This window comes from Trinickia sp. Y13 (assembly GCF_029522115.1).
In the GTDB taxonomy this organism is placed as follows: domain Bacteria; phylum Pseudomonadota; class Gammaproteobacteria; order Burkholderiales; family Burkholderiaceae; genus Trinickia.
On record NZ_JAKWFK010000005.1, the window covers coordinates 127,099 to 142,993 of the forward strand.

15 protein-coding genes are annotated in these 15,895 nt (G+C 63.2%); 7 read left to right on the forward strand and 8 right to left on the reverse strand.

Translation table 11 applies throughout. The features are described 5' to 3' along the window. Positions 1–44: 44 nt before the first annotated feature. Together MMB74_RS11390 and MMB74_RS11395 are read right to left on the reverse strand one after the other, a co-directional pair. A complete protein-coding gene (locus MMB74_RS11390; protein WP_277428740.1) occupies positions 45–464 on the reverse strand; it encodes a DUF1801 domain-containing protein in 420 nt (139 codons plus the stop codon). 182 nt (positions 465–646) lie between these two features. Next, on the reverse strand, positions 647–1,183 hold the full coding sequence (locus tag MMB74_RS11395; RefSeq protein WP_277428741.1) for a carboxymuconolactone decarboxylase family protein: 537 nt from the start codon (positions 1,181–1,183) through the stop codon (positions 647–649). Between the two features lie 102 nt (positions 1,184–1,285). Here MMB74_RS11395 and MMB74_RS11400 point away from each other — a divergent pair, with 102 nt between their 5' ends. Further along, on the forward strand, positions 1,286–2,314 hold the full coding sequence (locus MMB74_RS11400) for an AraC family transcriptional regulator (RefSeq protein ID WP_277428742.1): 1,029 nt from the start codon (positions 1,286–1,288) through the stop codon (positions 2,312–2,314). Positions 2,315–2,337: 23 nt separating this feature from the next. Here MMB74_RS11400 and MMB74_RS11405 read toward each other — a convergent pair whose 3' ends face one another. Further along, complete coding sequence (locus MMB74_RS11405) at positions 2,338–3,312, reverse strand: LysR family transcriptional regulator (protein ID WP_277428743.1); 975 nt, start codon at positions 3,310–3,312, stop codon at positions 2,338–2,340. Positions 3,313–3,459: 147 nt separating this feature from the next. Beyond that, positions 3,460–4,305, reverse strand: a complete 846-nt coding sequence (locus tag MMB74_RS11410) for an NAD(P)H-binding protein (protein WP_277428744.1) — start codon at positions 4,303–4,305, stop codon at positions 3,460–3,462. Positions 4,306–4,432: 127 nt separating this feature from the next. Between MMB74_RS11410 and MMB74_RS11415 the strand changes: the two genes are divergently transcribed. The 3 genes from MMB74_RS11415 to MMB74_RS11425 all read left to right on the forward strand — a co-directional run bounded on the left by MMB74_RS11415 (position 4,433) and on the right by MMB74_RS11425 (position 7,092). Beyond that, positions 4,433–5,437 (forward strand): LysR family transcriptional regulator, encoded by a 1,005-nt coding sequence (locus MMB74_RS11415; RefSeq protein WP_277428745.1) that lies wholly within the window; start codon positions 4,433–4,435, stop codon positions 5,435–5,437. A gap of 2 nt (positions 5,438–5,439) precedes the next feature. Continuing rightward, entirely contained in the window at positions 5,440–6,276 is an 837-nt protein-coding gene (locus MMB74_RS11420; protein ID WP_277428746.1) for an AraC family transcriptional regulator, read from the forward strand. A gap of 174 nt (positions 6,277–6,450) precedes the next feature. Beyond that, a complete protein-coding gene (locus tag MMB74_RS11425; protein WP_277428747.1) occupies positions 6,451–7,092 on the forward strand; it encodes an alanyl-tRNA editing protein in 642 nt (213 codons plus the stop codon). Between the two features lie 42 nt (positions 7,093–7,134). On the opposite strand, the gene MMB74_RS11430 is transcribed toward MMB74_RS11425, so the two are convergent. From MMB74_RS11430 to MMB74_RS11445, 4 genes are all read right to left on the reverse strand, one after another. Then, positions 7,135–8,166 (reverse strand): hypothetical protein, encoded by a 1,032-nt coding sequence (locus MMB74_RS11430; RefSeq protein WP_277428748.1) that lies wholly within the window; start codon positions 8,164–8,166, stop codon positions 7,135–7,137. A 162-nt stretch (positions 8,167–8,328) separates the two neighbouring features. Further along, entirely contained in the window at positions 8,329–10,134 is a 1,806-nt protein-coding gene (locus MMB74_RS11435) for a methyl-accepting chemotaxis protein (RefSeq protein WP_277428749.1), read from the reverse strand. A 230-nt stretch (positions 10,135–10,364) separates the two neighbouring features. Next, positions 10,365–12,641: an ATP-dependent DNA helicase gene (locus tag MMB74_RS11440; RefSeq protein ID WP_277428750.1), complete on the reverse strand. Its 2,277-nt coding sequence runs from the start codon at positions 12,639–12,641 to the stop codon at positions 10,365–10,367. Continuing rightward, a complete protein-coding gene (locus tag MMB74_RS11445; RefSeq protein WP_277428751.1) occupies positions 12,638–14,329 on the reverse strand; it encodes a VRR-NUC domain-containing protein in 1,692 nt (563 codons plus the stop codon). The genes MMB74_RS11440 and MMB74_RS11445 overlap by 4 nt, the downstream gene beginning before the upstream one ends. Positions 14,330–14,504: 175 nt before the next feature. On the opposite strand from MMB74_RS11445, the gene MMB74_RS11450 reads away from it, so the two are divergent. From MMB74_RS11450 to MMB74_RS11460, 3 genes are all read left to right on the forward strand, one after another. Continuing rightward, positions 14,505–15,170: a DUF1345 domain-containing protein gene (locus MMB74_RS11450; protein WP_277428752.1), complete on the forward strand. Its 666-nt coding sequence runs from the start codon at positions 14,505–14,507 to the stop codon at positions 15,168–15,170. Positions 15,171–15,241: 71 nt separating this feature from the next. Further along, positions 15,242–15,487 (forward strand): AbrB/MazE/SpoVT family DNA-binding domain-containing protein, encoded by a 246-nt coding sequence (locus tag MMB74_RS11455; protein ID WP_277428753.1) that lies wholly within the window; start codon positions 15,242–15,244, stop codon positions 15,485–15,487. Next, a complete protein-coding gene (locus tag MMB74_RS11460) occupies positions 15,484–15,879 on the forward strand; it encodes a type II toxin-antitoxin system VapC family toxin (RefSeq protein WP_277428754.1) in 396 nt (131 codons plus the stop codon). Before MMB74_RS11455 ends, MMB74_RS11460 begins: the two co-directional genes overlap by 4 nt. Positions 15,880–15,895 lie beyond the last annotated feature (16 nt).

Consider the following 15,895-nt stretch of genomic DNA (forward strand, 5'->3'; position numbering starts at 1 on the left):
CCGCTACAACCGTTGCCGCGCGGCGGCCTCCGATCAAATGGGATTCACTTCTTTGCTCGCTTGGGCTTGGCCGCGGCGTTCGCGGCATTGAGTTCGACCGCTTCGCGGATCAGCGCCTTGAACGCTTTTGCGTCGATCTCTTCGCCCTCTCGAAGGTCGATGGCGCGGCGGGCATTGCCGTCCAGACTCGAGTTGAAGAGCTTGGATGGATCCTTCAACGCGGCGCCTTTGAGAAAGGTTAGCTTCACGACCGCTTTGTACGATTCTCCGGTGCAAATGATGCCGTCGTGCGACCACACGGGGGTGCCCATCCATTTCCACTCTTCCAAGACATTGGGCTCGGCTTCTTGAATCAGTGCGCGTACGGTCTTCAAAGTCTCGCCGCGCCAATCGCCCAAGCTTGCGATTTTTTCATCGATGAGCTCGGATGCGGGCCGGCCTTCCGTCGGGTTCGCTTTGTTCAACGTCTTCTCCCACGCGTCAAGGTTCTTATAGAAGTCAAGCGGCGTCCGGCGAGGACGACAGGCGTCGCTCCATCGCCGGGCATGCTTATCGCGCCTAGTATGATGCACCGAATCGAGCCCGAACGATCTCGATTCGAACGGACGCGCGTGCCGCCGTGCATCGCTTTGCTACGCTACTGCCGTCATTGCGGAATCGGAAAATCGATTTCCGTATCGTTGACGCGGTTGAACAGATTCGTAAACGTGATCAACGAAATGGCAAGCAACGCTTCGACGATTTGCGCAGGCGAATAACCCGCTTCGCGCACGGCCGCCAGCACGGCGGGGTCGGTCGTGCCCTGCGTGCTGGCAACCGTGCGAGCGAACGTGACGAGCGCATCGCGTCGCGCATCGTCCAACGCCTCGCCCGCGCGAAGCCGACGCAAGCTGTCGGATTGCAAACCCGCGCGCTGGCCCAGCATCGAATGGGCGGCTACGCAATAATCGCAACCGTTGAGCGAACTGACGGCGATTCGAATCGCTTCGATCTCCGCCTTGCTCAGTTGGCCGTTGGCAAGCACGGCGTCGCCTTGCAGCATGAGTTCGAGCGTGGCGGGGCTGTAGCCGCCGATCAGCGCATACGCGTTCGGCACCTTGCCGGCTGCCTTGCGGACGCGATCGAACACCTGACGTGCTGCGTCGGACGTGTCGTCGGGGGCGATGGCGGGAAGTCTGGACATGTTGTTCTCCTGGGTTGCATTCGGTGGATAAAGCCGCGTGATGCGGTGTCTGTACTTTAAGAAGGCGGGTGGTTTCTATGAATGCTCGCTAGGCTCACAAACATGCTCGATCGTTCCAACATGAACAGGCCGATGGATATGGATTTGCTCGATGGACTGTTGAACCTCGGCGCCGTCGACGGCCGCCTCGACGAGCGATGCGAATTGCGCTCGCCGTGGGCGCTCGAGAACGCAGGCACCGGGCCGAGAGAAATCCCCTACCACGCCGTGATCGCGGGCGCCGCGGTGGTGCGGGGGCCGAGCCTCGAACCGACCACGCTATATGCGGGTGACATCCTGATGTTGCCCTCGGGCGAGGCGCACAGCATCGTGGACCAGGCGGACGGCGCGACGCTCGCCCAGGGGCGGTCCAGCCACGCGCTACAGACGAGGCGCGACGAGATGGGCAGCGTGCCCACGGTTCTACTGTGCGGGCGGTTCTTATTGGCCTACTCGGCCTGGCGGCTGTATCGCGCGTTGCTTCCGGAGCATGTGATCGTGCGCGCCCATGCGGGTGCCGCCGAGAGCGCAATCGCGACATCGAGCGAGGCGCGATTGAGCCGTTTGCTCATGCTGATGAAAGAGGAGGCCGAGCAATTGCAGCCCGGCTACGCCGCCGTTTTGCGGAACTTATCCGCGGCGCTGTTCGGCCTCACGTTACGCGCGGCGATGCATGAATCTCACGCCCCCGCGGGCATGCTTGCATTGGCCGCTCATCCGCGCCTACGGGAGCTCGCGGTGCGAATCGTTCAAACGCCGTCGCAAGCATGGACGATCGAGGAGATGGGCGAGATTGCGAATATGTCGCGTTCGTCGTTGATTCGCAGCTTCGGCGCCGTGGCTGGGATGACGCCCGCCGAATTCGTGATGCGCATTCGCATTGCCGAAGCGAGCCGATTGTTGAAAGAAAGCGAACAGTCGGTGGCGGCGGTGGGCGAAGCCGTCGGCTACGCGTCGGAGGCGGCATTCCAGCGGGCGTTCAAGAGAGAGACGCGCCTCACGCCGGCGGCCTGGCGCGCGGCTCCGCAGGCGGGCGTCGAACCTGTTCGGCCGCCTCGCGTCGTTTCGATCGGCGGCGGCGCACAGGGTTGAGAGCCTCAGGTTAAGAGCCCCAATCAGGCGGTGACTGCATCGCTACGTTGCCGCGTTTCTTTCTGCTTGGCCGTCTCGCGTGGACGGGAGACATCGTCGAGCGCCGGCATCGAATCGAACAACTCGTCGATCCACTCCGCGAAGGCGCGCACTTTCGCGGAAAGATGGCGATTGTGCGGATAGACGATCGAGATCGGCTTCGGCTTGGGGTTGAAGCCGGCCAACACCTCTTTCAAGGAGCCGTCGAGCAGGTAGGGCAGCACCATGAAAAGCGTGGGCTGGATCATGCCGAAGCCTTCGATCGCGCAGGTCACGTAAGCGTCGGAGTCGTTCACCGAGACGAGGCTGTCCATTTTGACTTCGACGGGTTTGCCGTCGATGACGAACACCCACGGAATCGGGCGCCCCCCATGCGCCGCGCGGAAATTCACGGCGCGATGCGAAGCCAGATCCTCGATGCTGGCAGGTTCGCCGCAGCGCGCGAGGTAGGCGGGCGATGCGCATGTGATGCGTTTGAGCATGCCGATGCGCCGCGCCACCATCGACGAATCCTCGAGCGGGCCGATGCGAATCATGCAATCGACGCCTTCTTCGATCGGATCGACGGGCCGATCCGACAGACCGAGCTCCAGCGTGATGTCGGGAAAGCGTTGATGGAACGTGGACAGCGCCGGAATGACGATGCGCCGCCCGAGCGCGCTCGGCATGTGAACGCGCAATGCGCCGCTCGGCTTGCGATTGCCGGCCTGAAAGCTCGCATCGGCCTCGGCGATCTCAGTGAGGATCTTGATGCAATGCTCGTAGTAAGCGGCGCCGTCGGGCGTCAGCGAAAGCCTGCGCGTCGTGCGGTGCATGAGACGCAAGCCGAGAAAAGCCTCGAGGTTTTGAATGATCGTCGTCACCGATGCGCGCGGCATGCCCAGCGTTTCGGCCGCACGCGTGAAGCTGTTCGCATCGACGACGCGCGTGAAGACTTCCATTGCTTGAATGCGGTCCATGCTCACTCCTGTGTGTGACCAACAGGAAAGCATAGTCCGCTTGGCATGGGAGATTCAACCCCTCCCTATGACTGCGGCGCGCAAGCCTGATTCTGCAAGGCGCGCCGCGGTGTGTCCCCGATATGGCGAGGAGCTCGATGCGCAACGTTATTCGAAACGCTCGGCATGCGTCTTCAGCCATTGCTCGAACCGCATCGGCTTGCGCCCGAGCACGCGTTCCACGGTGTCGACAGTCGTGGCCGCATTTCCCGCCTTCACCTGCTCGTACGCCTTGACGACCGAGGCCGCGATCGGTTGCGGCACGCCAGCTCGCGTCAGGTTCTCCAGCGCTTGGTCGAGCGTGACATCGACACAGCGCAATGGGCGATCGAGCGCTTGCGCAAGTAGTGCGGCTTGCTCGGGCACGCTGATGGTTTCGCCTCCGGTCAGCGTCAATACGCTTTCCTCGAGCGATGCGTCGGTCAATGCCCGCACGGCGACGGCCGCAATGTCTTCGGGCGCGATCGGCGCCGCGCGTCCGTCGCCCATTGGGTTCGGGACGACGCCGTTGGCGCGGATGCTCGGCAGCCATAGGTAAGCGTTCGACATGAAACCGGTAGGACGCAGAAAACGGCCATCGAGACCGGCCGCGCGAATGATGTCTTCTTTCTCGCCATGCAGGCGGCCGAGCAGCGTGTCGGGCCCGTTTTGGACCATCGACGTCGACAGGAACACCACGCGCGGCACGCGCTTCGAGGCAATTCGCGCGACGAGCTCGCGAAAAGCGTCGGCGCTGCCGATGTTCATCAGAAAGACGCCTTCGACGTGACCTTCCAACGCGCCCGCGAACGCATCGGGCGTGTCGTAGTCTCCCGCGACCACTTCGATTCGCTGCGCCCATTGCGCCAGCTTCGACGGGTCGCGCACATAAGCGCGCACGGGATGACCCGCCGCGACCAACTGCGCAACGATTTGATTGCCGACATTGCCGCTTGCTCCGGTAACTACATACATCGATGTTCTCCCTCGGGTGGATGGATTCTGAATCAGACGCTCGAGCGAAAGATTGGCTATCATTCGCAACAATTGACAGAGGTTGAACAGTCTGTTGCTGAGCGGGAACAATGAGCGGGATGCGCCGATGATCGACCTGAACGAGATGCAATGCTTCGCGCACATCTGCGAGGCGCGAAGTTTCACCGTAGCCGCGGAACGGCTCGGCCTGCCCAAGTCGAGCGTCAGCCGTGCGCTGACTCGGCTCGAGGATCGCTTGGGCGTGCGGCTCATCGAACGCACGACGCGCAGCCTGATGCTGACCGAAGCCGGCGAGCTCTACCTCGAGCGATGCAGGCGCATGTTGGAGGAGGCCGAGCAAGCCGATCTCGCGATCGGGGCGATGCACGCGCAGCCTCGCGGGCTGTTGCGCCTCGCAACCTCGGTGCCGTTTGCGCGCTTCGCCGTAGGCCCCGTGCTGGGCGAGTTTCTTTCGGCTTATCCCGAAGTCCGTGTGGACCTGCAGTTCGTGAGCGGCGAAAATCGAGTGACCGATCCCGCGCCCGACATCGTGATCGGCCCGCATCCCAGCCCGGATTCCACGCTGCGCGCAACGCCGCTGTTCAAGATCCGGTTTGCAATGTACGCAAGCCCCGGGTATCTCGCAGGCCGACGCATGCCGAAACAACCGGCCGATTTGCGCGAGCATCATTGCATTACTGCTCACTGTGGCGGCCCGGGCCTCCCGGCCGGGTTCGCCTCGTGGCGAATGCGGCGTGGGGCAACCCGTCAAGAGGTGAATTTCGAGCCGCGCGTGACCGTGGCCGATCCGTCGATCGGCTATCAGGTCGCGCTGAGCGGCGGCGGCATTGCGGCGATCAAACCCGAGGCAGTGCGAAGCGACGTGGAGGCGGGCCGGCTCGTCCGGCTGTTGCCCGATTGGGAACTCGAGCCGCTGCAGCTTTATGCGTTGCATCCGTCGCGCTTGAGTGCATCGCCGAAGGTCAACGCATTCTTGACGTTTTTGCGCGAACGATACGGTGACGGGGACGCCGACTGGGGCCCCGCACACGCAGCGGCGCGCAGGGCCGCGGGCGAGCGCCTGCCCGGCGCTGCGCCGGCGCCGGGGCGGCCCATGGAGCAGGTGGATTGAGCATGGCGAGAACGAGGCGGCTTCCCCTCGGGCGAGACATCGTCCACTACCGGCATCTGGCCGATATGCCGGGCCTCGTGCTGGGCGCGGCACAGTTTTCGACATTCAGCTTCGATCGTCATTTCCACCTCGACTACCACATCGGGCTCGTAACCGAGGGTGTGCAGCTGCAACGCTTCGGCGGCAAGACGGTGCGGGTCGGCCCCGGCTGCGTCTCGCTGATGCCGCCCGGAGAGATCCATGACGGCGTGAGCGACAGCGAGCGCGGGTACACGCTGCGCACGTTTCGCCTTTCGCGCGATTTGCTGTGCGACGTGTCCGAAGCCGTGAGCGAGACATCGAGGGAGCCGCGGTTCGCCGGCGCGCTGCTCGAAGATGCCCAGCTTGCGGCTCAGTTCGTGCGGTTGTTCGATGTCATGCGGGCGAGCGATGCGACCGATTCGCTTGCAGTGCAGTCGGAGTGGCTGCGCTTGATGAACTTATTGCTGACGCGCTCGCGCGCGATCGTGCCTCGGGAGACGGGCGGCGCGCTCGCGCCTTGGCAGTGGCAAAGCGTCAGAGACTATTGTTTCGCACACCTGAGCGAAAAGATTACGCTCGATGAGCTGGCTGCGCTGTGTGCGCTCGGACGTTTTCAGTTTCTGCGGCAGTTCAAGCAAACGATCGGCATGACGCCGCACGCGTGGCTGTTGCGGCTGCGTCTCGAGCATGCATGCGCGTTGTTGGCGCGCGGTTCGCAATCGGTCGCCGAAGTGGCGCAGGGTGTGGGGTTTTACGATCAAAGTCACTTCAATCGCGCGTTCCGGCAAGCATTTGGCGTGGCGCCATCGAAGTATTGAGCGCCGAGCTCGACATCGGCGGTCGCGCCGGGCCGCCGTTCGTCCGTCAATTTTTTACAATGCGCCGCAAGCGGGTTCCGATACGCTCTGGGTTATCCAACGAGCGGGACCGGGGCGCATCGCGATCATGCGCTCGACTCCGCTCCCCACCACCCGGAGAGAAGGACAGGCAGCATGACGGAACGGCTTTACATGACGGACGATCGCCTTGCGACGTCGGCCCGCGTGCGGCGTTGCACGCAACGCGACGACGGTCATTTCGACGTGGTGCTATCGGCAACGCTTTTCCATCCGCAAGGGGGCGGGCAACTGGCCGATCGCGGCACGATAGCGGACGCGAACGTCTTGCGGGTCGTGGCGGTCGAAGACGAGGTCGTCCATGTCTGCGATCGGGCCGTTGTCGAGAGCGAAGTCCCCATCGAAGTGTGTGCCGAAGCGCGGGCGCTGCATGCGCGCTTGCACTCGGCAGGCCATTTGATCGGCTACTGTGGCGACGCGCTCGGTTGGCGCGCCGTCAAGGGGCACCATTGGCCGGGCGAGGCGCGCGTCGTTTTCGAGGTGAATGACGGTGCGCCCGCGTTCGATGCGGACACGGTGTCAGCGATGGCCAATGCCTATGTCGCCGCCGATCTGCCACGCCATATGACGTGGGACGGCGCGAAACGCGTCATCGGCTTCGGCCATCTGCCCGCTTACGGGTGCGGCGGTACCCATGTCGTTTCGTCGTCGGCCGTCGGCGCGATCCGCATCCTCAAAGTCAAAGAAAAGAAAGGGCAGCTTTCGGTGCACTACGACGTCGACGCCGCTCGGTCGTGAAGTATCGGACGCGAACTCGACTGCTCTCGCACCCGCAAGCCCTCACTTGCGCTCGGGCGCACTGGCAGGCGCCGCGACGGATGCATGCGCCAAAGCTCGGTACCGTTCCCTCCACTTGCGCAAATCCCCGTTCCATTCGGGCGCAAGCTTGATCAGTTGCGTGGCCGAAGCTTTACCGAAGGACATTTGCGCGTCGGCCAACGCTCGAATCTCGTTCTTCTCGGCTGGCGAAGCGAGAAACGCGGAGAAGGCCGGCAAGTCGTGCGCGAATTCCTTGTCGACGCGATCGATCGCGTCGCCTTCCGTGGCCGCCGCCATGCTCATGACCATCGGTGCGACGGCGCCGCCGCTCGTGTCGCCGCCCGCGCGGACGGCATCGCGCTGCCATTGCACCATCAGCAAGGTCTGACGCGACATGAGCAATAGGGAGGCACGACGTTTGACGACATCGGGCGGGGAGGTGGCAGGCGGGCTGACGGCGCCGTCGCGATCGCCGAGCGCCTGCATGTGTTTCATCGCGGCGAATTCGATCTCCGTCAAACGGTTTTGAAACGCTTGAAAACGGTGGCCTGTTCCCGTTGCATAAAAACCGATCAAGAAGTCGGCGTCGCGATGCGACAATCGTCTCGCATAGCTGTTTGCGAGCGCATCCCGGTACAGCCGCTGCAATTGCGGCTCCACGTCGCGAATTCGGTATTCGCGGCGTCGAGCGCAATCGTGCTCGATCGTTCGTTGCATAGGCTCCCAGCGCGGGTCGGTTTCGTTCCAGTGCGGATTGCTCGGATCGAGCGTGCGGATGTTTTGCGCAACGCAGCGGGAGATCTCGGTCGCTGCGTCGGCGTCGGCGTCGGCGAGAACGGCGGTGGGCGCCGGCTTCAATTGCTGGCCCGCCAGCAAGCTTTCGATTTGAGTGGCGTCGGCCGAGGATGCCGCCTTCGGCGCGTCGAGCGCCGCGCGAGCGAGAGGCGCTTGGACCGGAATCGGGCGCGCAGCCAACGGCGGCGCCGGTTGGGCGGCGGCATACAGCCCCAGCAAAGCGACCCCGGCTCCGATCAATGCGGTGCGACGAGCCATGGCGCTGCCCCATTGCGTTCGTCTTTCTCGTCGTGGGAAACCCGGCGCGCAGGGCGCAGGTCAGGCTCGCGGACTGTCCTCTCGAGCCGTGCCCATCGATTGTGACGAAGCTGGGATGCGCTTGTCTGAGCGGTGACGCACCCTCACCGCGGGTTAGACGCGTCAGTGGTGGGCGAGCTTGAACTCCCCGACCGCATGAGCGAGCTTCGACGCCTCTTCACGCAACAGAGCGGCCGCCGCGGTCGATTGCTCGACTAGCGCCGCGTTTTGCTGCGTCGTGTGATCGAGCTGCGCGAGGGCCTGGTTCACCTGCCCCAGCCCCGTGCTTTGCTCGCTGGCGGCGACCGTGATCTCGTCGATCACGCCCGAGATGCTGCGCACGCTGTCGACGATCTCGGTCATCGTCGCGCCGGCCGTTTGCACGAGCGCCGATCCTTCCCCGATCTTTTCGACGGAGGAGTGAATGAGTTCCTTGATCTCTTTGGCCGCCTGCGCGCTACGCTGCGCGAGCGCGCGGACCTCGGCGGCCACGACTGCGAAACCGCGCCCGTGCTCGCTCGCCCTTGCCGCTTCCACGGCCGCGTTGAGTGCAAGGATGTTCGTCTGGAAGGCGATCCCGTCGATCACGCCAATGATGTCGGCGATCTTATCTGAAGCCTTCGTGATTTCTTCCATCGTCGAAACGACATCGCCCACGACTTGACCCCCGCGCGTAGCGACAGTCGAGGCGGACGCGGCGAGCTGACTCACTTGCGTGACCGCATCGGCCGAGTTGCGTGCGGTGCCGGCGATTTCTTCCAGCGCCGCCGCGGTCTCCTGCAAGCTAGACGCCGCGTGCTCCGTGCGGCTCGATAGGTTCTGATTGCCCTGCGCGATCTCGGCGCTTGCAACGTTGACCGATTCGCTGCTGACGCGGATCTGCAGCAGGATCGCGCTGACTTTTTCCGCAAAGAGATTGAACGCATGCGCGATCTGCGCAGCCTCGTCTTTGCCTGCAGCGGGCAATCGGGTCGTGAGATCGCCGCTGCCGCTCGCCACGTCGATCAATGCATCTCGAACGCGCAGCACGCGTTTGAAAGCCGCGTTGGTCAGCGCGCCCACGAGCGCAGCCGCGATCAGCGCAACCAGGATGATGGCGACGAGCGTTGTCGTTGCCACGGCGCGCATCCCTGCCGTCACGTCGGACTTATCCAGCGCAAGCACCAGCGACCAATCCGTGCCCGTGATTGGCTGCGCGCGCAGCAGTTTGGTGGCGCCGTCGATGTCGACCGTAGCCGTATTGGCCCCGGACTTCAGCCCTTCCAGCATCTCCGGAGTCAAGGCCGGCGCGAGTTCGGTGGCTGGCTTCATGATGAGATCGGTTTTAGCCGACGCGATGATACGACCGGCCTTGTCGACCAGAAATGCGAAGCTCGATGGCGTGGGATGCACCGATGTCACGATGCTGCTGACGCTTTCCATGTAGAGACTGGCCGCCATGACCGCTTTCACGGCGCCGTCCCGGACGATCGGCACGGCGAATGCGAATGCGGGCTTTCCGTTCGAGGCGTCTTTGTACAGCGCCGTGACGATCAATTGCTGGGCGGCGACCGCCTGCTTGTACCAGGGTCGCGCGGTCGGATCGTAGCCGGGTGCGAGCGGCACGTTGGAGACCGCCGTTTTATCCGGCAGACCGAGCGTCATTACTTCGAAACCGCCCGATTTCGCCAGCAGCTTCAGCGCCGGCAGCGGATCGCCTTCGCCAATTGCGATCGTATCCGCGAGCGCTTGGGTTTGCCGCGCGCGGTCGGAGACCCATTCATCGATCGCAAGCGAATGCCCCGTCAAGATCGACATCAAATTCTGATCGATCGCCTCGTCGTTATGGTGCTTGACGACGGTGTAGGCCAGGCCTCCTGTCACGGCCAGGGCCGTCGCCACGATGGCGACGCAGGCCGCCAGGATACGTCCGCGAATCGATGCCAGCATAAGTCTGAGTCCCTCTTGGTTAGCCGCGCTGTCAGGAATGGGGTTGGATGGCGAGCATCTCATCCGCTGTTATCGGCGCGGGGAATCGCGACTTTAGGCCGTAGACCGGCAGCGCTCGCTGATCCATTACGTGGCGCGCACCGAATAAAGTTCGGTCTAACGGCGAGTGGGGCGTTTGCTTAACGCAGCATCGCCGCTGGCCGATTGCTGGCGGCTTTAGATGGCCGCAATCAAGGCAGCGCCCACCACTTAGGCAGCAGGCGCCGCACTTCCGCGCGCCGATAGCGGTCGTCGATCAGATGCAAGACGCCTACGTCCGTTTCAGTGCGAATGACGCGTCCCGCCGCCTGCACGACTTTTTGCAGGCCGGGATACAAGTAGACGTAGTCGTAGCCGTTGCCGAACTTGGCGTCCATCGTGCGGCGCATTTGTTCGTTGACTTCGTTCACTTGCGGCAGGCCCAAGGTGGCGACGAACGCGCCGACCAGTTGTTCGCCGACCAGATCGACGCCTTCGGAGAAGGCGCCGCCCAGCACCGCCAAGCCGATCCCGCTATCGGCCGTGCGAAACCGGGCGAGGAAGGCATCGCGGGCCGCTTCGTCCATGCCGGGCGCTTGCACCCATAGCGGGACGTCCGGATGCCGTTCCTGCATGAGCGCGAAAACGCGTTGAACGTAGTCGAAGCTACTTAGGAACCCTAAGTAATTGCCGGGACGCTCGGCGTACTGCCGTGCCATTAGATTGGCAATGGGCAACAGCGACCGCTCGCGATCGCGCCAGCGCGTGGAAACATGCGCGGCAATATGGACGGTCAATTGCTGCGGGCGAAAGGGACCGTCCACGTTCATGAATGCCGCGCGCTCGGGTAAGCCGAGCATGTCGCGATAAAAATGCTCCGGTGCGAACGTGCCGGAAAACATGACTGTCGCATGCGCGTGTGCGTGCCGGGGTGCGAGAAACGGCGCGGGCACGACGTTGCGCACGCACAGCGTGGATCGAGGCTTTGCACGGCCCGCCGCGGCGTGCGTGCTTAACTGCACGTCGAAGATCGAATGCTCGCCGAATTGTTCGGACAGCGACACGAAATGCATGGCGTCGAAGAACACGCGCATTAGCGCGTCGTCGATCGAAAGCGGTGCCTCGGCGAGGAGATCGGTGACGGCGCCGATCAGATTCTGCGCGGCTGACAGTACCCGAGAAGGCACCTCGGCATACGCGAGATACGCGTCCGTTTGCGTCCGATTGAGCGCGTTCCATTCACGCTGCAAGCGTTGCAGCGGTGATTTGAGCGCCTGCGGCGCGTGCTTTGCCGCAGCCTTGAACGAAGCTTGATCGATCGATGCGGTGTACATCTTGCGGGCGCGCTCGAGCAGGTTGTGCGCTTCATCGACGAGCACGGCGACGCGCCATTGATTGATGCGCGCGAGCGCGTACAAGAGCGCGCTGCTGTCGTAGTAATAGTTGTAGTCGCCGACGACCACGTCGCACCACCGCGTCAGCTCTTGCGCCAAGTAGTAAGGGCAAACGTCGTGCGCGAGCGCCGCTTCGCGCACCGTCTCGCGATCGAGGCGGCGCTGAGCGAGCGAGCGTTCACGCGCGTCGGCGAGCCGATCGTAAAAGCCGCGTGCGAGCGGGCACGATTGCCCGTGGCAAGCTTTGTCCGGGTGTTCGCACGCCTTGTCCCGCGCGACGAGTTCGAGCGTGCGCAATGGCACTTCGGCGGCCTGCGCGGCTGCGTGCCGGTGCAACGACTCGATGGCGTCGAGCGCGAGCGCTCGGCCTGGCGTTTTTGCCGTGAGAAAGAAAATCCGTTCGATATGCCCTTGCCCGCATGCCTTGAGTGCGGGAAACAACGTTGCGAGCGTTTTACCGATACCGGTCGGCGCTTGCGCCATCAATGCGCTTGCATCGCGCGCGGCACGGTAGACCGCCACCGCGAGTTCGCGTTGCCCGCTGCGAAATGCGCCGTGCGGAAATTGCAGCGCTTCGAGCGCCGCATTGCGTGCATGCCGGTGCGCGCTTTCGCGCGCGGCCCAACTGAGAAATCGCTCGCACTGCTGAGCGAAGAAGTCTTGCAAGGCGGCCGCGTCGTAGGATTGCGTCAGGACGGTTTCCTTGCGCGTGCCGATGTCGAAATAGACGAGCGCCACGTCCAATTGCGCGAGCCCTCTTGCTTGGCAGAGCAAATGACCATAGACGAGCGCTTGCGCCCAATGCAGCGCGCGGTGATTGTCGGGCATCGCATCGAGCTGACCGCGATAGGTCTTGATTTCCTCGAGCCGGTTCGCCTTGGGATCGTACCCGTCGGCGCGGCCGCGCACGGTGAGTTCGCCGTAGGCGCCGCTCAATGTCAGCTCGGATTCGTAGCCGGCGGCGCGACGGGACGTGACGTACGCATGACCTTCGATGCCTTCCAACGCCGTGGGCGACGGCGTGAAGCGAAGATCGAGGTCGCCGCGCTTGGCCGTGAACTCGCACAGCGTGCGGACCGCCACGACGTACGTCATGCCGCGGCCATCATCGTGGCACCGCCGTCTCCCTGAACCCAGCGGACATCGAGCACGCGCACCGGCATACCGTGCGCAACGCAAAAGCGCAGCCAGCGCGTTTGATTGTCTTGCAGCTTATCGCCGGGTCCTTTCACTTCGATGAACTCGTAGCGCCGCTCGGCGGGCCAAAAGCGGACGAGGTCGGGCAGGCCGGAGCGGTTTTCGCGGATGTCCGCGAGCAACCGCGTGAACCACAGTTTCAAGTGCGCTGGGGGCAAGCAGTCGAGGGCGAGATCGACGAGTTGCGGCGTCAGCATCGACCAAAATACGAACGGCGATTGCAGCCCGGCCTTTGCTTCGAGGTGATGCCGAATCGTCGATCGATAGCCATCGTCATCGAGTTGCGACAGGCAGCGGGCGAACACTTCCGTGCGGCGCGAGAGGAAGTCGGGCGCGTGCAGATCGGCCGGGCCGCGTTGAAACGGATGGAAGAACGCACCCGGCACGGGGGCAAATACGGCTTCCCAACACAGCAGCCCAAAAAGCGAATTGACGAGGCCGTTCTCGACGTAAAAGACGGGAGCCGCTTCCGTGCTCAGATGGTCGCGCGCCACGTACTCCACTGAAAACGGTGTGCCGGGGTAGGGAAGCACGAGCGTTTCGCGCTCGATCGCCTGTTCGCGCGCGAGGCGCTGGGCAGGCAGTCCCAATGCTCTATGCAGCCTCGGCAGCATGCGCGCGACGCGCTGGTGTTCGGCTTCGCTTTCCGGTTCATGCAGGGCTTGCTTCGCCAAATCGAGCGCTTGCGCGCAGCGCCCATCGCGTTCGAACACGCGTATGCGGCGATGCCTCGCGCCGGGCCATTGGCTGCCCGCGTATGCATCGAGCGCGACGGGCCAGCGAGCTAGCCGTTCGGCATGCTGGCCGATGCGAAACAGCAGTTTGGCGCGCCGGGTCTCGAGCCACGGGTTGTCGATGGCGATGGCGCGAGCCGCCGAGAGCAAGGAGGCGATGTGCTCTTCGTCGGCGAACGCGTCGAGCGCTGCGCGACACGCATGGAGCGCGAGATAGGCGTCGATATCGGCACGCTGGCGAAATGCGCGAGCCGATGCGGGAAACGGAACGGATTCGTACTGGAAGATGCCCAAATCGGCGAGCACGAACTCCGACCAATCCTGGTGCAGGTTGCCGAAGAACATGAGCCGCAGGCGCTCGCAAAGCGCATCGATCGTCGTGCGCAATGCAGTGTCGGATCCGGATTCGGTTGCGTTCTCATACCACTCGCCGTAGCGGCGCGATTCGGCATGTGTCTCGCGCAACGCTTCTAGCCAAGCCGCTTTGCGCGCGTGTTTGTTACCCGCCACAGACGGAAACATGCGGCACAGCTCGGGGCGCGTGGCAATCGAGAACAGCTCGTCGATCGTCACCGGGGCGTCGGCGTCGACCCAACCCAGCGCGGCCAAAGGCGCGGCAGCTTGGAGCGGGCATCCGATCTCTTCGTACACCAGGCGGCTGGCGCGAAAGAGCGGCCCTTGCCGCATCAGCATGCGCACGAGCAATGCGCGCGAAGGCTGAGGCAATTGGGCGAAATCGTGCAGAAACGCGTGCTCGGCGGCGTCGAGCAAGTCGCCGTAGCGCTCGGCGATCCAGGCCAGCGCGCGCTCGAAGTTCGACAAGTAATAGGGCGACGGAGCGGGGGGCGACACGGCGGTTTGTGGGACTGTATAAATATACAGGGATGATAGCAAATTCGCGGGGGGCTGCGCGGTTTGGCAGGGGTCGATCGAGTTCGCGCGGGAGTAGCAGGCGCGGCGATAATGGCGCACGGCGTATTTTCGGACAGGCGCTTGGCCTGTCGTGTTTTCACTCGTTCGGAGCCTTATGGCTACATTGACTCGCGTCGCTCGCTTCTTGCGCAATCGTCCGCGGATTTCCATCGGCGTCGTGCTGGGTATCGTGGCGTATTGGATCGAGCCTTGGCATTTGCGGCCAATCCAGCGGGCGCTGCTCGCATGGGACATTGGCATGTGGCTGTACCTAGCCATGATATGGGCGCTCATGGCTCGGGCAAGCCCGGAAGCCGTGCAGCGCGTGGCCGAGCGCGAGGACGAGGGCGCAACGGCGGTACTCGCGATCATCACGGGTGCGGCTATTGCGAGTTTGGTGGCGATCGTCGTCGAGTTGTCGGCCGCGAAGGGACTCGGGGCGGCTCAAGCGAGCATCAACTACTCGTTGACGGGCGCTACGATGATCGGAACATGGCTGCTCATTCCGACCGTATTCACGCTGCAATACGCACGCTATTACCACCAGGCGGGGAAGGACGAAGCATCGCTGAAGTTTCCGGAGCCGGCCCAGCCGCTGGATTACTGGGACTTTCTGTACTTCTCGTTCACGATCGCGGTGGCCTCGCAGACTTCCGATGTATCGCTGTGCTCGCGTCGCGCTAGACGCACGGCATTGGCGCAATCGATCTTGTCATTTTTCTTCAACGCCGCGGTGATTGGCCTTTCGGTGAATATTGCAGCGGGGTTGTTGGGGTCTTGAGGCGTGTCGCGATCCTTGACTTCTACGGTGCCTTACCTTAATGTAAGGAAACGATATTTTCGGGAGGAATTATGACCTCGGCCACTGTGACATCGAAGGGACAGATCACGATCCCAGTACATGTCCGAACGCAATTGGGACTTGCGACCGGTGATCGGCTTGAATTCATCTTCAATGAGGCAACGGGGCGGTATGAAGTAGTGCCGGCGACGCGGTCGGTTACCGCACTCAAGGGGATCATCCGCAAACCGGCTAAGCCGGTGTCGATCGAGGACATGAATGCCGCGATTGCCAAGCAAGGAGCCTCGGCCCGATGATCGGTCTCGACACGAACGTTTTAGTGCGGTACTTCGCGCAAGATGATCCGTCGCAATCGAAAAAGGCGAATTCGCTGATCGAATCGCTGACGGTCGAGCGGCCCGGTTATGTCACGCTAGTCGCTCTCATTGAAGTGGTTTGGGTATTGGGACGGGCGTATCGCGCCGCGCGGGACGAGATCGCGCAAGTAGTCGAGACATTGTTGCGGACGAAGGAACTCGTGGTGGAGGCATCCGAGACCGTCTGGCAAGCACTGCGCTTATTTGCGAATTCTTCCGCCGATTTCGCCGACTGCTTGATAGAGCGAGCAGGATACCGCGCGCAGTGCGAACATACGGTGACCTTCGATGCGAAGGCGGCTAAGATCGCGGGTATGAGGCTTATCAAGTAGTACCTTGCCATCGTCT

Bases quoted from the DNA above. Each gene is read 5' to 3' on its own strand.
- MMB74_RS11415 (WP_277428745.1), top strand. From the start codon at position 4,433: ATGATCGACCTGAACGAGATGCAATGCTTCGCGCACATCTGCGAGGCG.
- MMB74_RS11430 (WP_277428748.1), bottom strand. From the start codon at position 8,166: ATGGCTCGTCGCACCGCATTGATCGGAGCCGGGGTCGCTTTGCTGGGG.
- MMB74_RS11405 (WP_277428743.1), bottom strand. From the start codon at position 3,312: ATGGACCGCATTCAAGCAATGGAAGTCTTCACGCGCGTCGTCGATGCG.
- MMB74_RS11440 (WP_277428750.1), bottom strand. From the start codon at position 12,641: ATGACGTACGTCGTGGCGGTCCGCACGCTGTGCGAGTTCACGGCCAAG.
- MMB74_RS11395 (WP_277428741.1), bottom strand. From the start codon at position 1,183: ATGTCCAGACTTCCCGCCATCGCCCCCGACGACACGTCCGACGCAGCA.
- MMB74_RS11460 (WP_277428754.1), top strand. From the start codon at position 15,484: ATGATCGGTCTCGACACGAACGTTTTAGTGCGGTACTTCGCGCAAGAT.
- MMB74_RS11410 (WP_277428744.1), bottom strand. From the start codon at position 4,305: ATGTATGTAGTTACCGGAGCAAGCGGCAATGTCGGCAATCAAATCGTT.
- MMB74_RS11425 (WP_277428747.1), top strand. From the start codon at position 6,451: ATGACGGAACGGCTTTACATGACGGACGATCGCCTTGCGACGTCGGCC.
- MMB74_RS11450 (WP_277428752.1), top strand. From the start codon at position 14,505: ATGGCTACATTGACTCGCGTCGCTCGCTTCTTGCGCAATCGTCCGCGG.
- MMB74_RS11455 (WP_277428753.1), top strand. From the start codon at position 15,242: ATGACCTCGGCCACTGTGACATCGAAGGGACAGATCACGATCCCAGTA.
- MMB74_RS11420 (WP_277428746.1), top strand. From the start codon at position 5,440: ATGGCGAGAACGAGGCGGCTTCCCCTCGGGCGAGACATCGTCCACTAC.
- MMB74_RS11435 (WP_277428749.1), bottom strand. From the start codon at position 10,134: ATGCTGGCATCGATTCGCGGACGTATCCTGGCGGCCTGCGTCGCCATC.
- MMB74_RS11400 (WP_277428742.1), top strand. From the start codon at position 1,286: ATGCTCGATCGTTCCAACATGAACAGGCCGATGGATATGGATTTGCTC.